Raw genomic sequence first — 21385 nt, forward strand, 5'->3', positions numbered from 1 at the left:
CTCCCCGCCCCAGGGGAGTCGAACCCCAGAGCCACGCTAAACTATCAGCCATCTCCGAAAACTCCCAAGATAGCCCCATCATGCACATCGCCGACCACCTGAAGTCCCTCGAAGAACGGCTCCTCGACCCAACCATCCGCCGCGACTCCGAAGCAGTCGCCGCCCATCTCACCGACGACTTCCTCGAGTTCGGAGGCTCAGGCCGAGTCTTCGACAAAGCCGCCATCCTCGAAGACCTCCAAGACGAGCCACCCCGCCCACCCTCCCTCCTCTCCGACTTCAAAACCCGAGAACTAGCCCCCAACGTCATCCTCGCCACCTACAAAGCCACCCGCCGAAACGCCGCCGGAGAACCAATCGGCCAGTCCTGGCGCAGCTCCATCTGGACGCACGTCAACGGCCAATGGCAGATCACCTTCCACCAGGGCACCCCAATCCCCGCCACCCCAGATCCACCTTCAACCCAAAAATAAATCTCAAAAACGTGGCGTATTTTTCCGCTTCAAAAAAGCCGCGGCAAAACACCACGTTCTCATCACAATCCACCACGTTCTTCAGCACAAAAAACCACCACCAAACACCACGTCTTTTCCAAAACACCCCTCAAAAATGCCCGTAAAACAACAAAAGCCCCGGCTCTCACCGGGGCCCATTTTTTTCTAGATTAAAACCCTTCAACCCGCCTTGAACATCTGCTTGATCCCCCGCAGCGCCTGCCGTGTCCGCTCCTCGTTTTCAATCAGCGAAAACCGCACATGCCCATCCCCATGCTCGCCAAAACCCACGCCAGGGCTCACTGCAACCTTCGCCTCCAGCAGCAGCTTCTTCGAAAACTCAATAGATCCAAGCCCTTTATACTGCTCCGGAATCCGCGCCCACGCAAACATGGTCGCCTTCGGCAACTCCACCGGCCATCCCAGCTTATTCAGCCCCGGCACCAGAACATCCCGCCGTTCCTTGTAAATATCGCGAATCTCCGCCACACACTCCTGCGGCCCATCCAGCGCGCAGATCGCCGCCACCTGAATCGGCGTAAAAGTCCCATAGTCGAAGTAGCTCTTGATGCGTCCCAAAGCCGCGACCAGCTTGGGGTTTCCCACCATGAAGCCCACCCGCCAACCCGGCATATTGTAACTCTTCGAGAGCGTAAAGAACTCCACCGCGATCTCCTTCGCCCCAGCAACTTCCAGGATGCTCGGAGCACGATATCCATCAAACACAATGTCCGCATAGGCCAGATCGTGAACGATGTAGATCCCCAACTCCCTGCACAGCGCCACAATTCGCTCAAAGAACGAAAGCTCCACACACTGCGCCGTAGGGTTCGAAGGAAAGTTCAGAATCAGCAGCTTCGGCCGCGGCTCCATGCGTGGTAGATCATGCTCCAACTCCTCCAGCAGCGCCTCCGCAGTCCCGCCTCGCATCGGAATGCTCTGCACCTTCGAACCCGCAATCACTGGCCCAAAGATATGAATCGGATAACTCGGATTCGGCACAGCGACGGTATCCTCGTCATCCAGCACCGCCAGACAAAGATGCGCAATCCCCTCCTTCGAACCGATCGTAACGATCGCCTCGGTCTCCGGATCGAGATCCACATCGTAGCGCCGCTTGTACCAGTTACAAATCGCCCGACGCAGTCGAGGAACGCCACGCGACAACGAGTACCGATGCGTAGCCGTCCGCTGCGCCGCTTCAATCAGCTTGTCGACGATATGCTTCGGCGTCGCGCCGTCGGGATTCCCCATCCCGAAATCAATGATGTCCTCACCACGCTTGCGTGCCGCAGCCTTCAGCTCGCTTGTGATGTTGAATACATACGCCGGCAGCCGTGTCAGCCTTCGAAATTCTTCCATTCCCGTCCGCCCGCTCCTGTCTGTCCTGTTCCTCCATGATGCCACCACTCCATCAGAAAGAACGCCAGACGTATCGAGCCTACCAACAGAAGTTTTTCCGATCGCTCCACAACGAGCTACTACGACGACCTATTTGGCCGTGAAGATCACCTGAACCGGCAGGCTCTTCGGCGGATAGCACGCCGCATGATCGCACGCCTGATACCGCAGCGTCCCATCCACCGTATGCATCCCCGCCTCGGCCACCACCGGCAGCTTCACCGTAAACGCACCCGAATAAACATCCAGCTTCTCCGTCGGATCGAAGCTAAAGCTGTACGACGTCCCGGACGGATACTCAACCGCCTCAGCCTTCACCCCCGTAGCCGGCTGCAGCTCAATCCTGGTCGGAATCAACAGCTCCGACTTCGGCGAATGCGAGTTCACATGGTAGCCATCCAGCACGCGAAAGTGCAGCTCCAGCACGCTGCGCTTCCCTGCCGCGACACTCTGCGGCTCAGCACCATACACAACATACGACTTCGGCTTCACCACAGGAGCATCAAGATTACCGACCTGCTGCGCCGCCAACACGACCGGCAACCCGATCAGCAATCCCGCAAAGAACCTCGTCAATCCCGTCGATCGCGTCACTGTCCACCCGCCGCCGCCGTCGCTCCCGAAGCAACTATCTTCTTGATGTGCGCCTCGATCTCGTCCTTGCTGCCAAGCCCAGCCGTCTCTTCGACGATCACGCCGTTCTTGTCGACGTAGAACGACATCGGCAGATAGTCCATCCCATCCGGTCCACCATAAGCCTTCTGAATCTTCCCATCAGTCAGCAAAATGGGATAGGTCACGCCGGTCTTCTGCGCCACCTTCGCAATCGCATCCTTACCCGCATCCACGTCATCGGCCAGTCCGAGTATCTCAAAGCCCTGCGCCGCATACTGCTTGCGAAACTCTTCAAACCACGGCATCTCCACCTTGCATGGCCCGCACCACGTCGCCCAGAAGTTCACCAGCACCGGCCGCCCCTTGTAGTCGCTCAGCGAAACCTTCTTGCCATCCAAAGTCGTAAGCGTAAAACCAGGGGCAACCTTGCCACGCATCTGCATCGCTTCCGCTTCAGGAGACTGCGAATCCGTCTGCGCTGCCGATCCCGCCTTCTCAGGCACAAGAACCACGTGGTTCTCCTGGGCCTGCTGCATCGCAAGCCGCCGCTCGCGCAGATTGTGCCATCCCGCCCACAACAGCAGCGCAATCCCAACCACCATCACACCAAAGACCAATCCACTCCGCTTCACGTGAGAAATCCTTTCGGCACAAACTCCGCGCCACACTAACCCTCTCAGTTTAGACGCAAAGACCCTGTAAACGATGCAACGACAGCCTTCTCCACAAGTTGCACTGCCGCTTCAGCCGAAAACCTCCTAAAGCCCACACCAGCATCCCCAACGCATCCCTCTGCTAGCATCGACATGGTTCAGTCCCTATGTCCAGCAAAGCCTCCAGCCCATCCGACTCACCGCGTCCCTCCGAGTTCGTCCGCATCGAGGCAGCCGCTCTCAACGAGCTCGCCCTCCGCCTCGACACCGCGATGCTCGCGCCGTTCACCCAGGCCGTCGATCATCTCCTTCAAGCCGCTGCGAATCAGACCCGCGTCATCGTCACCGGCATCGGCAAGAGCGGCATCATCGCGCGCAAGATCGCCGCCACTTTTCGCTCCACCGGCACGCCGGCGCACTTCCTCCACGCTGCCGAAGCGATTCACGGCGATCTCGGCATGCTCGCGCCCGGCGGCATCGTGATAGCCCTCTCCTACAGCGGCGAAACAGAAGAGCTGCTCCGCCTCCTCCCCACGCTCAAGCGCCTCAACACCACGCTGATCGCCATCAGCGGCTGCGCCACCTCAACCCTCGCCCAGGCCAGCAACATCTTCCTCGACGCAGGCGTCTCTGTGGAAGCCTGCACCCTCAACCTCGCACCCACCGCCTCCACCACCGTCATGCTCGCCCTCGGCGACGCCCTCGCCCTCGAAGTAAGCCGCCTCCGCCAATGGACGCCCGAAGACTTCGCCGACCTCCACCCCGGCGGCCGCATCGGCAGACGCCTTGCCCGTGTCCGCGAGCTGATGCACACCGGAGATGCCCTCCCACAAGTCGGCGAATCCACACCCATGCCGCAGGTCATCTACGAGATGTCGCGAAAGAAACTCGGCATGACCACCGTCCTCAAAGACGGCCACCTTGCCGGCATGATCTCCGACGGCGACCTCCGCCGACTCCTCGAGCGCGACGGCTCTCACGCCCTCGAACACACCGCAGCCGAGATCCTGAACTCACATCCTCACACCATTGCAGGCAGTGCCCTGGCCTCCTCGGCCCTGGCCATCATGGAGGACAAGAAGATCACCTCACTCATCGTCGTAGCCCCAGACGGCCGGGTAGAAGGTGTCGTCCACCTCCACGACCTATGGACCCTGCAACTCACCTGAGCGAGCGGAGCCGCACGTCCTTCTCCTAATCGACGTAACTCAACTCTTCAGCCGATGTCTTGCTAATAATTCGATCGTACGAAGAAGTCACGATGCTGTAGCACTCGCAAGCTGTTTTGATCAGCTCAGGGCGATCCATAATGTTGATCTTTCCTCGACTGTACCCGATGACTCCGGCCCTCTGCATATCTCCAGCCGCCACCGTCACCGTCGACCGCTGCACCCCCAGCATCTGCGCCAGAAACTCCTGGGTCAGATGCAACGACTCCGACTCCATCCTGTCGGCAGAGGTAAGCAGCCATCGCGCCAGCCTCGCATCCACCTCGTGCATGCGGTTACACAACACCGACTGAGTCGTCTGCACAAGCTGCAGATAAGCGAACGAATGAACCAGCCGCCGTAACGCTCCACCCTTCAAAAACTGATCGCGCACAATAGAGGCCCGGATTCGCAGTCCCTCGCCCGCTCCCTGCATCAACACCGAGTGCGACATCTGCGGCTGATCCAGCAGCGCCGGCAAACCGGAGAACCCCTCACGGCCAATCACTCCAACCTCCACCGATTCGCCCTTCGCGGTTAACGCATCCGTCGAAATCAAGCCGCTATTCAAAAAATAGACGAACTCGATAGGCTCGTTGGGCTCGGAGAGGCGAGTCTCCAGAGGCAGTTCGACAGGCACAAGAAATCTCACCAACGCCTCATACTCGGCATCCGGCAACTGGGCCAGTATGAGATTTCTTGGTCGCGGAAGTATCTCTGACATAGTGTGGTTGTTTCGCACCTCTGGCGTCCTTTGCACAAGAGTCACCTCTCTAGCCGCAAAGACGAGTTGCCCACAATGCAGGGGCAGGTAGATGCGATTGATTGGACTGTACGCTTTATCAACCTAGAAAGTCTGCCACATGAACGACATAGCGGCCACAATCAAGACCTAACCCCATTCCATGCTCCATCAACCCGAACAAACCTCGTCCAGAAATAAATCTCAAGTGACCCGGTTTAGAATGGAGACTCATCCTAAAATGCCCACGCGAGCCTCGATGCGATGGGCCGGAAAGTGCCTTTTTGACAATGCATCGCTGGTCGCAACTCTTCATCCCCACCCTCCGCGAAGCACCCGCAGACGCCGAAGTCGCCAGCCACAAGCTTCTCCTCCGCGCCGGCTACATCCGCCAGCTGGGCGCCGGCATCTACAGCTACCTCTTCCTCGGCAACCGCTCCGTCAACAAGATCGTCGCCATCGTGCGCGAGGAGATGAACCGCATCGGTCAGGAGTTCCTCCTCCCCGCCCTCAACCCGAAAGAGATATGGGAGGCCAGCGGCCGTTGGTCCGGCATGGGCGAAAATATGTTCCGCCTCAAAGACCGCAAGGGTGCTGAGCTCTGCCTCGCCATGACTCACGAAGAGGTCATGACCTCCATCGCCCGTAACGAGCTCCGCAGCTACAAGCAGCTCCCCCAAATCTGGTACCAAATCCAGACCAAATTCCGCGACGAGCCCCGCCCCAAATCCGGTCTCCTTCGCGTCCGCCAGTTCCTCATGAAGGACGCCTACTCCTTCGACATCGACGAAGCCGGCCTCGACGTCTCCTACAACAAACACGACGTAGCCTACCGCCGCATCTTCACCCGCTGCGGCCTGCAGTTCGTCGCCGTCGACGCAGACTCCGGCGCCATGGGCGGCTCCGCCTCGCAGGAGTTCATGGTCTACACCGACGCCGGCGAAGACCTCATCGCCAGCAGCGCCTCCGGCTACGCCGCCAACATCGAAAAGGCCACCTCGCAGCTAGCCTCCGTCGAAAGCCTCGCCCCCACCGGCGACGGACTCCCCGAGCTCGTCCACACCCCCGGCCAGCGCACCATCGACGAGGTCGGAGCCTTCCTCAACCTCGCGCCAGTCCATCAGATCAAAACCATGGCCTACATGGTCGAACTCCCTGAAGCGGACCACGCCAAACTCGGCAAGCTCCGCGCCGTCGTAGTCTTCCTGCGCGGCGACCACTCCCTCAACGAAGCCAAGCTCCTCACCATCGCCGGCGGAGAACTCCGCCCCATGGTCGCCGAAGAGATCGAAGCCACCTTCAAGGCCCCCGCAGGCTACCTCGGTCCCATCGGCCTCGAAGCCGCACCTCATCCCAAAAAACCCGGCACCCTCGTCATCCTCGACAAGGCTCTCGAAGGCCGCACCAACCTCATCGCCGGAGCCAACAAGGAGGAGTACCACCTCCGCAACGTCACCCCCATGCGCGACTTCAAGCCCACCCTCGCCGCCGACGTCCGCAACATCGTCGAAGGCGAGCTCGACCCCATCGACGGCCAGCCCCTGCGCCTCGGCAAAGCTGTCGAGATCGGCCACATCTTCAAGCTGGGCCGCAAGTACACCGCAAGTATGGGAGCCTCCGTCCTCAACCGCGACGGCAAAGAGGTCACTCCGATCATGGGCTGTTACGGCATCGGCATCGAGCGCATCCTCACCGCCGCGATCGAGGCATCCGCCGCGACAAACAAAGGGGAAGCCTACGCCCTCCACCCTGCCATCGCTCCCTTCCAGGTCGTCGTCACCATCACCAACATCGGCGACGAGGCCCTCCTCGCTGCCGGAGAAAAGATCGCCGCAGACCTCGAAGCCGCAGGCGTAGACGTTCTCCTCGACGACCGCGACGAGCGCGCCGGAGTCAAGTTCAAAGACGCCGATCTCGTCGGTATCCCTTATCGAATCAATATCGGTCGCGGAGTCGCCGAGGGCAAGGTAGAATTTCTCGATCGCCTCCGGAGCATCACCGAAGACGTCGCACTCAACGAAGTCACCGCGAAGGTATCCGGCCAGATAACCTCCACGCTGCACAACTCGCTCTCCACAGCCGGCCTCTAACCGTCCAACGAAAGAGCCTCTTGCCAGTCAAACTCAAATACGGCAGCAACGTCCGAAACAAACTGAAAGCCTCCGGCCTGGAGTCACACATTCTGCGGGTGGCTCTCATCGCTCTGCTCGCCATTCTGGTCGTCGGCTGCAGTGTCTTCGGCTACTTCTACTACCACTACCAGCGTGTCGTCGACGACCGCATCGCCTCCGGCCCCATCTTCGCCAGCGTCTCACAGATCTACGCCGCACCGCGCGAGGTCCGCGCCGGACAAAAGCTCTCCGCCGCCGCCATCGCCGCAGACCTGCGCCAGGCAGGCTATAACGCCAACTCCCAGCTCGGCACCTACCAGCTCAACGCCGACAACATCTTCATCAAACCCGGCCCCGAGAGTTACCACAACACCGACGGCGCCACCATCAACACCACCGGCGGCATCGTGCAGAGCATCACCGCCGAAAACGGTGTCTCCCTCAGCGCCTACGAGCTCGAACCCCAGCTCATCACCGCCCTCTCCGAAGACAAGAACCGCACCAAGCGCCGCCTCGTCTCCTACAACGAGATCCCTCCCCGCATGGTCCAGGCCGTCATTGCCATCGAGGATCGTGACTTCTTCAACCACGGCGGCATCAACTACCTCCGCATCGCCAAGTGCGCCTTCTCCGACCTCGTCACCCATCACCGCACCTGCGGCGGTTCCACGCTCACCCAGCAGCTCGCAAAAAATCTCTTCCTCTCGCCCGAAAAACGCATCAAGCGCAAGATGATCGAGATCCTCATCACCTTCCAGCTCGAAGCCCGCTTTACCAAGAAGCAGATCTTCGAGATGTACGCCAACGAGATCAACCTCGGCCAGCGCGGCAGCTACGCCATCAACGGCTTTGGCGAGGCCGCACAGACCTTCTTCGGCAAAAATCTCCAGCAGCTCGACCTCGCCGAGTGCGCCCTCCTCGCCGGCACCATCCAGTCGCCCACTCGACTCAATCCCTACCGCCATCCCGAGCGCGCCATGGAGCGCCGCAACGTAGTCCTCGAGTCCATGGTCGAAACCGGCGCCATCACCGCCAGTCAGGCGCAGACCGCAAAGGCCGAGCCCCTCCGCCTCGCCCCGCCCAACATCGACGCCAGCGAAGCCCCCTACTTCGTCGACCTCGTCCACGACCAGCTCGTCAAACACATCGGCGACCAGGACATCGCCCACCAGAGCCTCCGCATCTACACCTCGCTCGACCCCGAACTGCAACGCGCCGCCTCCGAGGCCGTCGAGATCGGAATGAAGAACGTCGACGAGCTCGTCCGCAAACAGCATAAGACGCCTAAAGGCGAACAGCCCGGACCCATCACCTATCCCCAGGTCGCGCTCGTGGCCATCAACCCACACACAGGACAGATCCTCGCCCTCGTCGGCGGCCGCAACTACGGTGCCTCCCAGCTCAATCACGCCGTCTCCCAGCGCCCCACCGGCTCCATCTTCAAACCCTTCGTCTACGCCGCGGCCTACAACAGCTCCCTCAACGGCCTCTCGCTCAGCAACGGCGACACCGGCGGCAGCGGAGTCTTCACCGCACTCACCGAGCTCAACGACGAAGAAACCACCTTCACCTACGACAATGGCCGCCAGACCTACACGCCAAAGAACCTCATCAGCGGCTATAAGGGCGACGTCACCGCAGCGTACGCTCTCGCTCACTCGCTCAACGCAGCCACGGTTCAGCTGGGCCAGATGGTCGGTTTCGACAACGTTGCTGCACTCGCCCGTTCTGCCGGAATCACTAACGCGCGCGGCACTCCTTCAGTGGCCATCGGCACCTACAACGCCACACCTATCGACATGGCCGGCGCCTACACGGTCTTCGCCAACAACGGCGTCCACCTCACCCCCTGGATGCTCGCCTCTGTCCGCAACGCGAGCGGAGACATCGTCTCCGACTTCTCTCCCGACGCCAAGCAGGTCATGGATCCTCGCGCCGCCTACCTCACCCAGTCTCTCCTCGAAGGCGTGATGAACTACGGCACCGCCGCCGCCGTCCGAGGCCATGGCTTCACCGCACCCGCCGCCGGCAAGACCGGAACCAGTCACGACGCCTGGTTCGCCGGTTACACCTCCAACCTCATCTGCATCGTCTGGGTCGGCAACGACGACTACACCGACGTCAAGATCGAAGGTGCGCACGCCGCTGAACCGATCTGGACCGAGTTCATGAAGCGCGCCATCCTCCTGCCCCAGTACTCCGACGTCAAGCCATTCGTCGCGCCCGCAGGCATCACCACCGCCCGCATCGACAAGACCTCCAACCTCATCGCCGACTCCACCTGCCCCGGCAACATCCTCTACGCCGCCTTCCTCGACGGCACCGCGCCGATCAACACCTGCAGCCAGATGAGCGAAAGCCCCCAGAACCTCATCCAAAGAATCCTCGGCATAGGCGGCAGCAAATCCGAAACAACCACGCCTCCACCCACCACCGGCGCACCCATCGTCCGCGTCCCGCCCAACACGCCACCCGACGGCAATGCCCCCGACACCACGCAACAGCCAACCCCACCCAAGAAGAAAAACTTCTTCCAGAAGATCTTCGGCGGCGGCAAAGATAAAGACAAAGATAAACAGCAAGAGCAACCCGCCCCACCGCCTCAGTAGTCATCCTCAGCCGTCTAACATCCAATCTTGCCCCGTCGCACCAAAGACACCCTTCCCAACGGAGCGACGGTCTCCCCCATCCCCACCCACGGCTGGCACTCCGGACACCAGTAAGTCGAACGAGCCTGCAACCCCTGCTTCCTCATCATCACCGTCGCCCCACACCGTCGGCACTCCTGCCCCTGCCGCCCATACACCCACAGCCTCTCCTCGCGATTCGACGAGTGTGTCGTCCGCCGATTGCCCGAGTAAGTCACAATCCCCTCCCCGCCTCCTAGAGAAGAAGACCCGTCCGCCACATTCGCCTTCATGTATCTCTGCGACACGTCAACCATCACCTCCATCTCTCGTGTCGTAATCGTCCTCATCGCGCGAAACGGATTGACCCCCGCCGCAAACGCCACCTCGCTCTTATAAACATTCCCCAATCCCGCCAGCACTCGCTGATTCAGCAGCACCACCGCAATCTCCGCATCAGGATTCTCCCTCCCATACGCAGCCAACCGAGCCACACCACCTTCCACCGTAAACTCATTCGACAAAATATCAGGCCCCAGCTTCGGCACCTGGCTACTTCGTTCCAGAGACCGCGCCGTATGAAACTCTGCCACCGGAATATTGAACCCCACAGCCTCCCATTCCGCCGTCCGAACCACCACCCGCATCCGATCCCTTCCCATCCACCACTACTCCGCCCGTCCGATAAAGATGCCAGCTCCCGCTCATCAACATATGCGTCACCAGAATCAAATCGCCCGAGAAAGATATCAGACACCACTTCCCCCGCGACTCCACCTTCTCCACGGTCCGACCTACCAGCGGAGCATCATCATTCACCCGAGCTAGCTTAGCCAGCCCGGTATCAAACCCCGTCACCACCTTGCCCCCAATCGCCTTCTGCAGCGCCCGCGCCGCCCGATAGATGGTGTCCCCTTCAGGCATTTGCTCTCACCTCACCGCGAGCGCCCGGCAGCGGCGGCAATCCTCTCCGTACATTGAAGCCCATAGCTCCCGCCGCAAACCCCGCATCCAGCAAAAACCGCGCCATCCAATGCTCCGCCACCGTCATCCCATTCACACTCGCAATCAGCATCCCGCCGCGTCCATCCGCATCTTCCTGCTCCCGCACCCGAGACACCAGAAACTCCGCCAGACTCCGCGCCACCTGCGATCTCTGCGGCTCCTCCTCCGGCAGAAACACTTGCAGATTAGGATTCCCTCGCCGCAGATAAGTCACTAGCGCCCCATCGCAAAGAATCACCCGAGCCCCAACGCTCCGCGTCAAAAAAGATCCCACCTCCGCAGCCGCAGGCCACCGCATCAAAGCCCCATAAGGATTCGCCGGATCGGTCGCCGCCAGCTGCAACATCTCCGTCTTGTCGCCTTGGTTAGAACCCCTCAGCGACCGCAGCAGATCCACCGCAGCCGGCAGTGCAAACTGCGTCGCCCCCAGGTCCGCCGCAAAGTATCCTCGCCGAATCTTCCCACTCTCCTCCAGCGCCTTCATCACGTCGTAGATCGACGAAAACCCACCCGGCAGATTCTCCGCATGCGCCGTCTCGCGAAACACCACCCCATATCGCGTTAGCAACTGCTGCGCAATCGCGTGACTCCACTCCGTAGCCGATCTGTCCATCGCAAACGCAGCAGGATTCAACGCCCATCGCCCCTGCGCCGTAGGCGGAGTCGTCCTTCTCGAACGAAATCCAGTCTGCTGATGCACCCTTCGGGCTGGCTTCCTCGACCCACTCGCCGCCGGCCTCTCGCAGTACGCACGCAACGCCGCCAACCCATCGTTGGTCAGCATCCCTCGCCACATCAAACTCCAAAGAGCCTCGAGCGTCTCTCCCGGATATCCGCCGCCAACACCATCATGCAGATCCTGAAAGAACGAAGCCCCGCGCCCCTTCAGATACTCGACAATCGCGGTCTCCCTCTCATTCAGCGCAGCAGGGTCGTCGCTCTGAGTAGAACCAACTCCCCGCTCCTTCTGCCGTCCAATCGGCCAAAGCACCGGCAGCTTCTCCGCAAGATAAAGCCCAATCCGCCCATCTCTCTCCCCAATCGGATCGAACCCAACCCACACCACCTCTCCCGCCGCAATCAACGTATCCAGATCCGAACTCTTGTACCCCACCAATCGTGCCGGCAGAATCTCCGTCTCCAGAATCGAAGCCGGCAGCGGTGCTCCCTGCAGATTCTCAATCACGTCCAGCAGCGCATCCAGCCCTCGCCGAGGCTGCACCACACCCTGCCACCTCGTGAAGAGCCGCGCCAGCGTCCTCTGCTCCACCGGCTCGACCTCCTTTCGCAGCCGAGCCAGAGATCTCCGACGAATCGATCGCAGCACCTCGTTGTCGCACCACTCTCGATGCATCCCCCCTGGCCGAAATCCACCCTCCACCACCTTGCCGCTCTGAATCAGCCGCTGCAGCACTGCCTCCACACTCTCCATCGGCAGATCAAAACGCCCAGCAGCCTCAGGCGTCGTAAACGGACCATGCGTCCGCGCAAATCTCCTCATCAAGTCCAGCAGCGCATCCGGCATCTCCTGCAAAAACGCACCCGGCAGCCCCGGCGGCAGCGGCACGCCCAACGCATCCCGATACCGCGCCGCATCCTCCACCGCAATCAACCGCTTCTCCCCGGCGATCTGAACCTCCAGAGCCCGTCGCGCCCTCAACAGCTTCCCAACCTCTTCTGCAACCTCATCCGTTACAGATCGAGATCGCACCTCCTCCCGCGTCAGATCGCCAAGCCGCAGCAGCAGATCATGCACCCCATCCCTATTCCGCGCGCGATACCCCTCCGCAACACACTGCAGCTGCTCCTCTGTCTCCTCAATTGCATTGATATCCAACAACTCCCGAAGATCCGCATCCCCCATCAACTCCCGCAGCTGATCCTGATCAATCGAAAGCGCCTGCGCCCGTCTCTCGGCCAGCGGAGCGTCCCCGTCATAGATGTAGTTCGCCACATAACTAAACAGCAGCGCCGAAGCAAACGGCGAAGGCGTCCTCGAGTCAACCGTATGCACTCGCAGCGAGCGACTACCAATATTCCGCAGCGTCTCCATCAGAGCGGGCATATCGAACACATCCCGCAGGCACTCACGATAAGCCTCCAACACAATCGGAAACGAAGCATACTGGCTCGCCACACTCAGCAGGTCATACGCCCTCTTCCTCTGCTGCCAAAGCGGAGTCCGCCCATCCGCTCTCCTCCTCGGCAGCAGCAACGCCCGCGCCGCGCTCTCGCGAAACTTCGCCGCAAACAGAGCTGACGACCCCAACTGCCGCAGCACCAATTCAGCCGCCTCCTCCGCCTCCAGCAGAATCGGTTCAATCGCGGGAGCCTCTTCAGTCTCAGGAAAGCGCAGCACAAAGCCGTCCTCCGACCACATCGTCTCCACCTCCTGCCCGTTCCCCGCACGGAGCTTCGCCGTCACCGCCATCGCCCACGGCGCATGCACTCGACTGCCAAACGGAGTCAGCACGCAAACACGCCAATCTCCCAGTTCATCCCTAACCCGTTCAATCACGATATTGCGATCGTCAGGAACAACAACGGTAGCCAGCTCCTGGTCCGCCAGGTACCGCAGCACATTCTCCGCCGCCCCCGGCTCCAGATCATGCTCCGCCGTCAGCCGAGCCATCGCCACGCTCCGCGGAGCATCCCGCAACTCCCTTACCAGCGCCCCAATCCTTCGTCCAAACTCCAGCGGCCTTCCAGCCTGATCCCCATGCCAGAACGGCATCTTCCCAGCCTCCCCCGGTGCCGGCGTCACCAACACCCGGTCGTGCGTAATCTCGTCGATCCGCCACGTCGAAGCCCCAAGAATGAACGTATCTCCCGTCCGGCTCTCGAAGACCATCTCTTCATCCAGCTCACCCACCCGTACCGGCTTCGAGCGCTGACCCGCCAGGAACACTCCATACGTCCCGCGATCAGGAATCGTCCCGCCGTTCAGAATCGCAATTCGCTTCACCCCAGCGCGCGGCGTAATCCAGTTCCTCGTCCTGTCCCACGTAATCCTCGGACGCAGCTCAGCAAACTCATCCGACGGATACCGCCCCGCCAACATATCCAGCACTCCGTCGAAGACACTCTGGCTCAACCCCGCAAACGGAGCCGCACCCCGCACCAACCCAAACAGCGCCGCGTAACTGATTCCCGGACTCTCGTCCTCCTCCGTCTTATGCTTCGTGCGCCGCTCCGCATCCGCAACGTTCAACGGTGGATGAGCAATCACTGCCACCATCTGCTGCGCCAGCACATCCAGCGGATTACGCAGAAACCGCGTCGATTCCACATGCCCCTCATGCATCGCCCGCGTCACCGCCGCACACGCAATCAAATCCGCTCGATACTTCGGAAAGATAATCCCATGCGACGGAGCCCCCACCTGGTGCCCCGCTCTTCCAATCCGCTGCATCCCACTAGCCACAGAAGGAGGAGCTTCGATCTGAATCACCAGATCGATCGCCCCCATATCGATTCCCAACTCCAACGAGGACGTAGCCACCAGAGCCTTGATCTGTCCCGCCTTCAGCAACTCCTCAATCTCTGTCCTCTGCGTAGCCGCAAGCGAGCCATGGTGCGCCCGCGCAATCTGCTCTCCGGCAAGCTCATTCAGCGCACCAGCCAGCCGTTCCGCGACCCTTCGCGCATTCACAAAGATCAGTGTCGAGGTCCGCCCCTGAATAATCTCCAGCAGTCGCGGATGGATCGACTGCCAGATCGAAGTCCTCTTCGGCCCCTGCGAAGCCGGCCCGCTTGGCTGCTCCTCGATCTCCCCCAGCCGCGCCATATCCTCGACCGGCACCTCAACCTTCAGCTCTAGCAACTTTCTAGCCCCGGCATTCACCACCGTCACGGGCCGATACAGCGGAGCATTCGCGCCAACATCCGGCCTCACCCCATCCTCGCTGGCCGTACTCATCAGCACGCCGCTGGCCTCGAGCGCCGACTCTCCCACAACCCGCTGACTTGCTGACTCGCCGACCTGCTGACCTGCTGTATCCGCACCACCAAGAAAACGCGCTACCTCCTCAAGCGGCCTCTGCGTCGCAGACAGCCCAATCCGCTGCAGCCTCCTGCCAGTCAACGCCTCCAACCGCTCCAGCGACAGCGCCATATGCGCCCCGCGCTTGCTCGGCACCAGCGCATGAATCTCATCCACAATCACGGTCTCCACCGACCGCAGCGACTCCCCCGCCTCCGACGTCAGCAACAGATACAGACTCTCCGGAGTAGTAATCAGAATGTCGCCAGGATGCCTCCGAAACCGCGCACGCTCCTTCTGCGAAGTGTCCCCCGTGCGCACACTGATCTCCGGCATCCGCACCGCAACGCCTTCACGCTTCGCCATGTTGGCAATCCCCACAAGAGGCGATCGAAGATTGCGTTCCACATCCGACGCCAGCGCCTTGAGCGGCGAAAGATACACCACCCTGCACCCTCTCTCAGCCTCAGGAGCCGTCCGCATCATCAATCTGTCGAGACACCACAGAAACGCTGTCAGCGTCTTACCCGTGCCTGTCGGCGCCAATATCAACGTCGACTCTCCACGAGCAATCGCCGGCCAGCCCTCCACCTGCGGGGCCGTCGGCGCATCAAACACCGCCCGAAACCACCTCGCCGTAATCGGATGGAAAAGCGCAAGCGCATCCTCGCCGCCGAGATTCCCAGGCAGCAGCGGCTCCGTCTTCTCCGGGATTATTTTCTTCTTCGGCTTAGAAGTCTTTGGCGGCATAGTCAAAGTGTGCGCTCTCAGCAGCATAACTGCCGCACACTATTGGATGCGCGCCCAAGCTCTCAGGTCCAGCCCGCGACCGGCCATCTACCTCTCAACTCGCCCTCACCGGACTATAGAAGTAGCAGTCCGCCCCAAACTCCACCTCAAAAAGATTCGTGGAATCCTCCGCCTGCTCCGCATTCCCCAACACTAGATATCCGGCAGGAGACAGCTTCCGGTGAATCTCCCTGAAGAGCGCCCGTCGATCCTGCTGAGAAAAATAAAGCAGCACATTTCTCAACAACACCAGATCGAAGGTCGGCAGCAAAGGCAACGGAGCGCACAGATTGGCGTAGTGAAACTCGCACATCGACCGAATCTGCGGACTAACCTCCCACTCCTCTCCGTGACGGGTCATATACTTCAGCAGCATCCGCGCGGGCAACCCGCGATTTACCTCCAGCCGCCGATACCGCCCCTTCTGCGCATAATCGACAACATGCCGCGAGATATCGGTGCCGACGATCTTTACATCCCAGCCCGCAATCTCCGAAAAATGCTCCGCAATCATCATCGCCAGACTGTAAGCCTCCTGCCCGGTCGAACTCGCAGCACTCCATATCCGCAGCCGCCGCTCCTCCATTCGCCGTTCCATCAGCCGAGGAATAAGAATCTGCCGCAGCATCTCAAACGGCCTCATGTCACGAAAGAAACTCGTCTCATTGATCGTCATCGCCTCGGCAACCGCGCGATGCAGATGAGCCGGCCGCCCCGCCTTCAACATATTCACAAAGTCCTCAAGACTATCCGCGCCCGACAACCGTGCGATAGGTGTCAGCCTCGTATCAAACAGAGCATTGCGCGACGGATCAATCAGGTTCGCCGACTGCTCCAGCACAAGCTCACGAAGATAAGCGTAGTCCGTATCAGAGCAGGCCATCGTTGATCTCCCGTCGCGACGCCATCGCGGATGCTGCGTGGCGTGCTGTATCCATCTTCGTCAATCTTCCCGCGTCAACTCTCTGCTTCAGCGCACCCGCAATCTCCGCAAGCGGTAGCGTTGCGCTTGCAATTCCAGCCTCAGTCACCTTGGCTGGCATGCCCCATACGGCAGAGCTCGCCTCGTCCTGCGCCAGCACCACTCCCCCGCGTTCATGGACGGCCCGCGCTCCATCCAGGCCATCCGCACCCATACCCGTCATCACCAGCGCCAGCGCAGCCGCGCCATACATCCGTGCCGCAGAAAAAAACAGGTAATCCACCGCCGGCCTGCAGTGATTCAACGGCTCCCGCTGATGCAGCCGAACCCTGCTGCTCCGACCCGCCAACCCCCCATCCTGTCTGTCCGTTAACCCGTTGCCCGGGCCTACCTCCATGTGCGCATCCCCCGGAGCCAGCCAGATCGTGCCCGGTCGAATCATCGCGTTCTCATAGGCCTCTTTCACCCGCAGCGAACAGCATTTATCCAACCGCTCCGCCAGCGCACCGGTGAACAGCTTCGGCATATGCTGAACGATCAACACCGGAACAGGAAAATCTGCAGGCAGCCGCGGCAGCAACTGCTCCAGCGCAGACGGCCCACCGGTAGACAATCCAATCACCACCAGCTCAATCGGAGCGGACAACTTCGGCAACGCCGCACCAGCCGGAGCGTTGCCGGCATTGCCCGAACCGCCCCGAGCGACCACACTCTCCTGCTTCCGCTTCGCGCCTTTAGCCAGCGCAGCAATTCGCGGCAGCAGTTGCTGCGACAGCGAAAGCATCGCCGAGGCGAAATCTCGCTGCTCAGCCGGCTTGGTCACATAGTCTGCAGCGCCACACGCCAGCGCCTCCAGCGTCGACCGCGCCCCGCGCTCGGTATGCGCACTGCACATGATCACCGGCAGCCCCGGATTCTCCACCTGCAAGCGGCGCAAAACCTCCAGTCCGTTCAGCCTCGGCATCTCAAGATCCAGCACCAGCACATCCGGCGACAGCCGCTTCACCGACTCCAGGCAATCCACCCCGTCCAACGCAACACCGCATAACTCCATGCGCGGCAGTTCGCTCGACCGATCCTCCGCGTGCCTCTGAAACAGCTTCCACATCACGCCGCGCATCACCGCCGAGTCGTCCGCTGCAAGAATGCGGAGCGGCCGTTCCTCCATGGGTCCCATATCTATTTTCCTCAGGCTTTCTCTTCCACCCACAACCCTCAAGCTGCGATCACACCAAGCAGAAGCATCTTCTCGCGAAGGCTCTCAGGGGTAAACGGCTTCATCAGAAACTCATCCGCGCCATTGTCCAGCGCCGTCGTAATGAACGAGTGATCGGCTTCGGTCGTCACCATCATCACCTTCATCTCAGGCCCAAGCTTCGCCTCGCGCAGCTTCTTCACGCACTCCAGCCCGTTCATCACCGGCATGTTCACATCCAGCAGCATCAGATCGAACGACTCCTCCGCCCGAAGCACAGCCAGCGCGTCGCTCCCATCCTTCGCCTCTTCACACACCACATCCATCCGGCCCAGCAGGTGCCGCAGATACTCGCGGATAAAGCTCGAATCATCAACGATCAGGACTCGCATCTATACCTCCATTCGAACTGCTTTTAAACAATCCCACCTCCGACAAGCGCGACGGCGACAGCTTCCGTGGATCCAGCTGCACCATCAAACCCGCGTCCATCTTGTAGGCTCCATCGAACAACCACTTACCCCTCGCCTCCAGCGTGCAGGGGTTGTCCTCCAGCATCCGCCGGCTCACCGTCACCACGCCGCCCACCGCGTCCACCACCAGCCCAAAACGCTCCGCGGCCTCATCCTCCGCCATCACCAGCACGCAGCATCTGCCGGAGTGCGCCTCCATCCCCAACAGCGCCCGAAGATTTACTGTCGTGAGCACCTCGCCGCGATAAGGGACAACGCCCGCGATGAAGGGCGGCGACATCGGCACCCTCTGCAGATCCCGCTCCCCAAGCACCTCGCGTATCTTCCTAGTGTCGATGCCGAACATCTCACTACCCGCATACAGCGAACAAAGCGAGACCGCATCACTCTCATCCTGAATCTCGTCGACCTTCTCCCGACCGGCTATTCTCACGCAACCTCCTGCCAGGCAGCCTTCGCCTTCACGCCAAACTCACGATGAACCTGCGTCAGCTTCTCCTTCACCAGAGCAAGCTCCATCCCCTGCGTCGCCTCACCCTGATCAATCAAGGTTCCCGTCGAAACATCCAGAACCTGCCGCACGACCATGCCGCCCCGCTGCGCTCCTGCCACGCCGGCATCGCCGCAGATCAGTATCGTCACCATCGTCTCTTCGCCCGCCTGCCGCGCAGACTCCAGCTCCATCAGCACACTTCCTTCATCCCGTAGCGGCAGCAGTTCGCCGCGATACTGCAGCAACGGCCGTCCGCCCGCGTACTCAATCTGTCCCAGCGGCACACTCTCAATCCGCTCCACCACATCCAGCGGCAGCGCCGTTCGCTCTCTCACCCGATCCTCAAAGATCAGGAACGAGATCCCCGCACCCTCCAGCACCGCAGCCTCTCCAGCACCAATCCCAGAGACCTCCTCTTCGATTGGCTTCACCCCAGCACGTGCCGCGGTCGCACCGATATCCAGAATCAAAGCCAGCGTCCCATTGCCCAGCACCGTCGCGCCCGAGAACAAACCAATCTCCCGCAGCACCGGCGACAGCGGCTTCACCACAATCTCCTCAGGAGACATCAGGTCATCGACCACCAGGCCATACCTGCAACCCTCCGCCTCCAGCACCGCCAGGTAGTGTCCCTTCGACTGGTCCGGATTATCCGCCTCCAATCCCAGCAACCGATCCAGCCACACCATCGGCAACAGGCGCTCTCGCAAACGGTACAGCTCCGACGAACCAATCCTCTGCACCACCTGCGCAAACTCCCGCTCCGGAATATCCACCAGCTCCACCAGCGTGCTCTGGGGCAGCGCGAACGCCTGGCCCCCGCTCTTCACCACCAGCGAAGGAACAATCGCCAGCGTCAGCGGCACCCGCAGCCGCAGCGTAGTCCCCACACCTCTGCGCGACTCGACCTCAACGCTCCCGCCAACCTTCTCCACATTGGCCCGCACCACATCCATACCGACGCCGCGCCCGGAGACCGTAGTCACCGCAGCAGCAGTAGAAAATCCCGGCAAGAAAATAAGCTGCAACGCCTCCCGTTCCGACATCCCCGCAGCATCTTCCGCCGTTACCAGATTGCGTTCGATCGCCTTCTCGAGCACTCGCTCGATCGGGATCCCGGCGCCATCGTCTTCAATCTCGATCACCACCGAGCCGCTTTGATGAAACGCCTTCAACCGCAGACAGCCCTCAGCCGACTTCCCTGCCAGCACACGGTCCGCAGGCGACTCGATCCCATGATCGACCGCGTTCCTCACCGCATGGGTCAGCGGATCCTTGATCGCCTCGAGCAGGCTCTTATCCAGCCCCGTCTCCTGCCCGCTGAACTCAACCCGCACCTCGCGACCGCAGGTCCGTGCAAGATCCCGCACCATCCGCGGAAACTTCCCAAACAGATTCCCAACCGGCTGCATCCGAGCCTGCATCACCGTCTCGCGCAGATCCGCCGTAACGCTATCCAGCCGCCGCGCCAGCTCAGGAAAGTTCGCCGCCTCCATCCCGCTCTGCAGCATCTGGTTGCGGGTCAACACCAGCTCGCCCACCAGGTTCATCATGCGGTTCAGCACATCCACATCGATCCGCAGCGTCTTATCCGCGCTCGCCTTCTCCGTCACCACCGTCGGCTGCAACACCGGCGACGCACCACCATTCGAAGCGGCCGGCGCAGCACCCTCACTCTTCGTCGTCTCCACCAGAGCAATCTGCGGAGCCTCGATCTCCGGCAGCTCCGCAGGCACCTGCCCATTCAGACTCGCCAGTTCGGCGATCAGCTCGCCATCTTCATCACCCGCTCGAGTCCCTTCACTCCCGGTCTCCTCGATCAACATCAGAATCGAGCGCAGACCATCCATCAGGCGAAGCAACCCGCTGATCAGATCCGAGGTCACCGCAAGCCTTCCGTCCCGCAGCGACCCCAGTAGATGCTCTCCCGCATGCGCCAGCTTCTCCAGCCGGTCGAATCCCAGAAAACCCGTCGTCCCTTTGATCGTATGGACGGCGCGGAAGATCTCCCCCAGCAATCCGGTATCGTCAGGCCGCATCTCCAGCTCGGTCAGGCACCGCTCCATCCGGTCCAGACCCTCCTGGCTCTCCGCAATAAATTCTTTGGTTAGCTCGTCCACACACCTTATATCGGGCGCGGAGCGGTAACCATGAGGCGCCTGCCACTTGCTATCGGCCCCCGCACCCGATAGCCTCACTCACATCATGTCCTCCGAACTCTCCGCCGAACAGCCCAGTGCCGCGCTCACTCCCGCACAAATCGCCAGCCTGCAGCAGCAAGCCGTCACCGTCGCGCACCACGCCTACGCCCCCTACAGCAACTTCCGCGTCGGCGCCGCCCTCCTCCTCACCGACGGTACCATCGTAACCGGCTGCAACGTCGAAAACGCCTCCTACCGCCTCACCACCTGCGCCGAGCAGACCGCCATCACCTCCGCCGTCGCCCTCCGCGGCCCCGGCATCCGCATCCGCGCCATCGCCGTCGCCAACCTCAACCAGACCGCCAGCCAGCCCTGCGGAGCCTGCCGCCAGACCATCCACGAGTTCAGCACCCCCGACACCATCGTCTACTTCCCCGCCGAAGGCGGCTCCATCGCCCAGGCCACCATGGCGGAGCTCCTACCCGCCGCCTTCCTCCTCAACGAGTAATCATTCAAGTCGATTGATCAATTCTC

17 protein-coding genes are annotated in these 21385 nt (G+C 61.1%); 5 read left to right on the forward strand and 12 right to left on the reverse strand.

The features are described 5' to 3' along the window. Positions 1-80 precede the first annotated feature (80 nt). Positions 81-473, forward strand: a complete 393-nt coding sequence (locus HDF09_RS03800; RefSeq protein ID WP_183761662.1) for a nuclear transport factor 2 family protein — start codon at positions 81-83, stop codon at positions 471-473. 201 nt (positions 474-674) lie between these two features. Here HDF09_RS03800 and alaC read toward each other — a convergent pair whose 3' ends face one another. The 3 genes from alaC to HDF09_RS03815 form a co-directional block, all read right to left on the reverse strand. Next, positions 675-1856, reverse strand: a complete 1182-nt coding sequence (gene alaC / locus HDF09_RS03805; RefSeq protein ID WP_183761665.1) for an alanine transaminase — start codon at positions 1854-1856, stop codon at positions 675-677. Positions 1857-1985: 129 nt separating this feature from the next. After that, complete coding sequence (locus HDF09_RS03810) at positions 1986-2489, reverse strand: protein-disulfide reductase DsbD N-terminal domain-containing protein (protein ID WP_311718595.1); 504 nt, start codon at positions 2487-2489, stop codon at positions 1986-1988. Next, the gene (locus HDF09_RS03815) at positions 2486-3142 is read right to left on the reverse strand and encodes a TlpA family protein disulfide reductase (protein ID WP_311718597.1); all 657 of its coding nucleotides are present in this window, start codon (positions 3140-3142) and stop codon (positions 2486-2488) included. The genes HDF09_RS03810 and HDF09_RS03815 overlap by 4 nt, the downstream gene beginning before the upstream one ends. 188 nt (positions 3143-3330) lie before the next feature. On the opposite strand from HDF09_RS03815, the gene HDF09_RS03820 reads away from it, so the two are divergent. Further along, entirely contained in the window at positions 3331-4332 is a 1002-nt protein-coding gene (locus HDF09_RS03820) for a KpsF/GutQ family sugar-phosphate isomerase (protein WP_183761668.1), read from the forward strand. 25 nt (positions 4333-4357) lie between these two features. Here HDF09_RS03820 and HDF09_RS03825 read toward each other — a convergent pair whose 3' ends face one another. Next, positions 4358-5095, reverse strand: coding sequence for a Crp/Fnr family transcriptional regulator (locus HDF09_RS03825; protein ID WP_183761670.1), 738 nt, complete (start codon positions 5093-5095; stop codon positions 4358-4360). A 308-nt stretch (positions 5096-5403) separates the two neighbouring features. On the opposite strand from HDF09_RS03825, the gene HDF09_RS03830 reads away from it, so the two are divergent. After that, positions 5404-7203 (forward strand): proline--tRNA ligase, encoded by a 1800-nt coding sequence (locus HDF09_RS03830; RefSeq protein ID WP_183763302.1) that lies wholly within the window; start codon positions 5404-5406, stop codon positions 7201-7203. 20 nt (positions 7204-7223) lie between these two features. Continuing rightward, positions 7224-9833: a transglycosylase domain-containing protein gene (locus HDF09_RS03835; RefSeq protein WP_183761673.1), complete on the forward strand. Its 2610-nt coding sequence runs from the start codon at positions 7224-7226 to the stop codon at positions 9831-9833. Positions 9834-9847: 14 nt separating this feature from the next. On the opposite strand, the gene HDF09_RS03840 is transcribed toward HDF09_RS03835, so the two are convergent. The 8 genes from HDF09_RS03840 to HDF09_RS03870 form a co-directional block, all read right to left on the reverse strand. After that, positions 9848-10513, reverse strand: a complete 666-nt coding sequence (locus HDF09_RS03840) for an Fpg/Nei family DNA glycosylase (protein ID WP_260180907.1) — start codon at positions 10511-10513, stop codon at positions 9848-9850. Then, complete coding sequence (locus tag HDF09_RS20625; protein ID WP_260180908.1) at positions 10404-10775, reverse strand: DNA-formamidopyrimidine glycosylase family protein; 372 nt, start codon at positions 10773-10775, stop codon at positions 10404-10406. The genes HDF09_RS03840 and HDF09_RS20625 overlap by 110 nt, the downstream gene beginning before the upstream one ends. Further along, positions 10768-15588 carry an Lhr family helicase gene (locus HDF09_RS03845; RefSeq protein ID WP_183761676.1) on the reverse strand — a complete coding sequence of 1607 codons (4821 nt, stop codon included), beginning with the start codon at positions 15586-15588 and terminating at the stop codon, positions 10768-10770. The genes HDF09_RS20625 and HDF09_RS03845 overlap by 8 nt, the downstream gene beginning before the upstream one ends. Before the next feature lie 94 nt (positions 15589-15682). Further along, positions 15683-16510 (reverse strand): CheR family methyltransferase, encoded by an 828-nt coding sequence (locus tag HDF09_RS03850; protein WP_183761679.1) that lies wholly within the window; start codon positions 16508-16510, stop codon positions 15683-15685. Next, positions 16497-17726: a protein-glutamate methylesterase/protein-glutamine glutaminase gene (locus HDF09_RS03855; protein ID WP_260180909.1), complete on the reverse strand. Its 1230-nt coding sequence runs from the start codon at positions 17724-17726 to the stop codon at positions 16497-16499. The genes HDF09_RS03850 and HDF09_RS03855 overlap by 14 nt, the downstream gene beginning before the upstream one ends. Positions 17727-17764: 38 nt before the next feature. Next, positions 17765-18136, reverse strand: a complete 372-nt coding sequence (locus HDF09_RS03860) for a response regulator (RefSeq protein WP_183761681.1) — start codon at positions 18134-18136, stop codon at positions 17765-17767. Beyond that, positions 18117-18650 carry a chemotaxis protein CheW gene (locus HDF09_RS03865; protein ID WP_183761684.1) on the reverse strand — a complete coding sequence of 178 codons (534 nt, stop codon included), beginning with the start codon at positions 18648-18650 and terminating at the stop codon, positions 18117-18119. The genes HDF09_RS03860 and HDF09_RS03865 overlap by 20 nt, the downstream gene beginning before the upstream one ends. After that, positions 18647-20830 (reverse strand): chemotaxis protein CheA, encoded by a 2184-nt coding sequence (locus HDF09_RS03870; RefSeq protein ID WP_183761687.1) that lies wholly within the window; start codon positions 20828-20830, stop codon positions 18647-18649. Before HDF09_RS03870 ends, HDF09_RS03865 begins: the two co-directional genes overlap by 4 nt. A gap of 46 nt (positions 20831-20876) precedes the next feature. Here HDF09_RS03870 and cdd point away from each other — a divergent pair, with 46 nt between their 5' ends. After that, positions 20877-21359: a cytidine deaminase gene (cdd, locus tag HDF09_RS03875; protein WP_406704088.1), complete on the forward strand. Its 483-nt coding sequence runs from the start codon at positions 20877-20879 to the stop codon at positions 21357-21359. Positions 21360-21385: the final 26 nt, after the last annotated feature.

The sequence above is a fragment of the Edaphobacter lichenicola genome (assembly GCF_014201315.1).
In the GTDB taxonomy this organism is placed as follows: Bacteria; Acidobacteriota; Terriglobia; order Terriglobales; family Acidobacteriaceae; genus Edaphobacter; species Edaphobacter lichenicola_B.

What these genes read in the sequence shown, in the direction of transcription:
- HDF09_RS03825 (WP_183761670.1), bottom strand. Translation starts at nt 5,095, where the DNA reads ATGTCAGAGATACTTCCGCGACCAAGAAATCTCATACTGGCCCAGTTG.
- HDF09_RS03840 (WP_260180907.1), bottom strand. Translation starts at nt 10,513, where the DNA reads ATGGGAAGGGATCGGATGCGGGTGGTGGTTCGGACGGCGGAATGGGAG.
- HDF09_RS03845 (WP_183761676.1), bottom strand. Translation starts at nt 15,588, where the DNA reads ATGCCGCCAAAGACTTCTAAGCCGAAGAAGAAAATAATCCCGGAGAAG.
- alaC (WP_183761665.1), bottom strand. Translation starts at nt 1,856, where the DNA reads ATGGAAGAATTTCGAAGGCTGACACGGCTGCCGGCGTATGTATTCAAC.
- HDF09_RS03850 (WP_183761679.1), bottom strand. Translation starts at nt 16,510, where the DNA reads ATGGCCTGCTCTGATACGGACTACGCTTATCTTCGTGAGCTTGTGCTG.
- HDF09_RS03820 (WP_183761668.1), top strand. Translation starts at nt 3,331, where the DNA reads ATGTCCAGCAAAGCCTCCAGCCCATCCGACTCACCGCGTCCCTCCGAG.
- HDF09_RS03830 (WP_183763302.1), top strand. Translation starts at nt 5,404, where the DNA reads ATGCATCGCTGGTCGCAACTCTTCATCCCCACCCTCCGCGAAGCACCC.
- HDF09_RS03860 (WP_183761681.1), bottom strand. Translation starts at nt 18,136, where the DNA reads ATGCGAGTCCTGATCGTTGATGATTCGAGCTTTATCCGCGAGTATCTG.
- HDF09_RS20625 (WP_260180908.1), bottom strand. Translation starts at nt 10,775, where the DNA reads ATGCCTGAAGGGGACACCATCTATCGGGCGGCGCGGGCGCTGCAGAAG.
- HDF09_RS03800 (WP_183761662.1), top strand. Translation starts at nt 81, where the DNA reads ATGCACATCGCCGACCACCTGAAGTCCCTCGAAGAACGGCTCCTCGAC.
- HDF09_RS03855 (WP_260180909.1), bottom strand. Translation starts at nt 17,726, where the DNA reads ATGGGACCCATGGAGGAACGGCCGCTCCGCATTCTTGCAGCGGACGAC.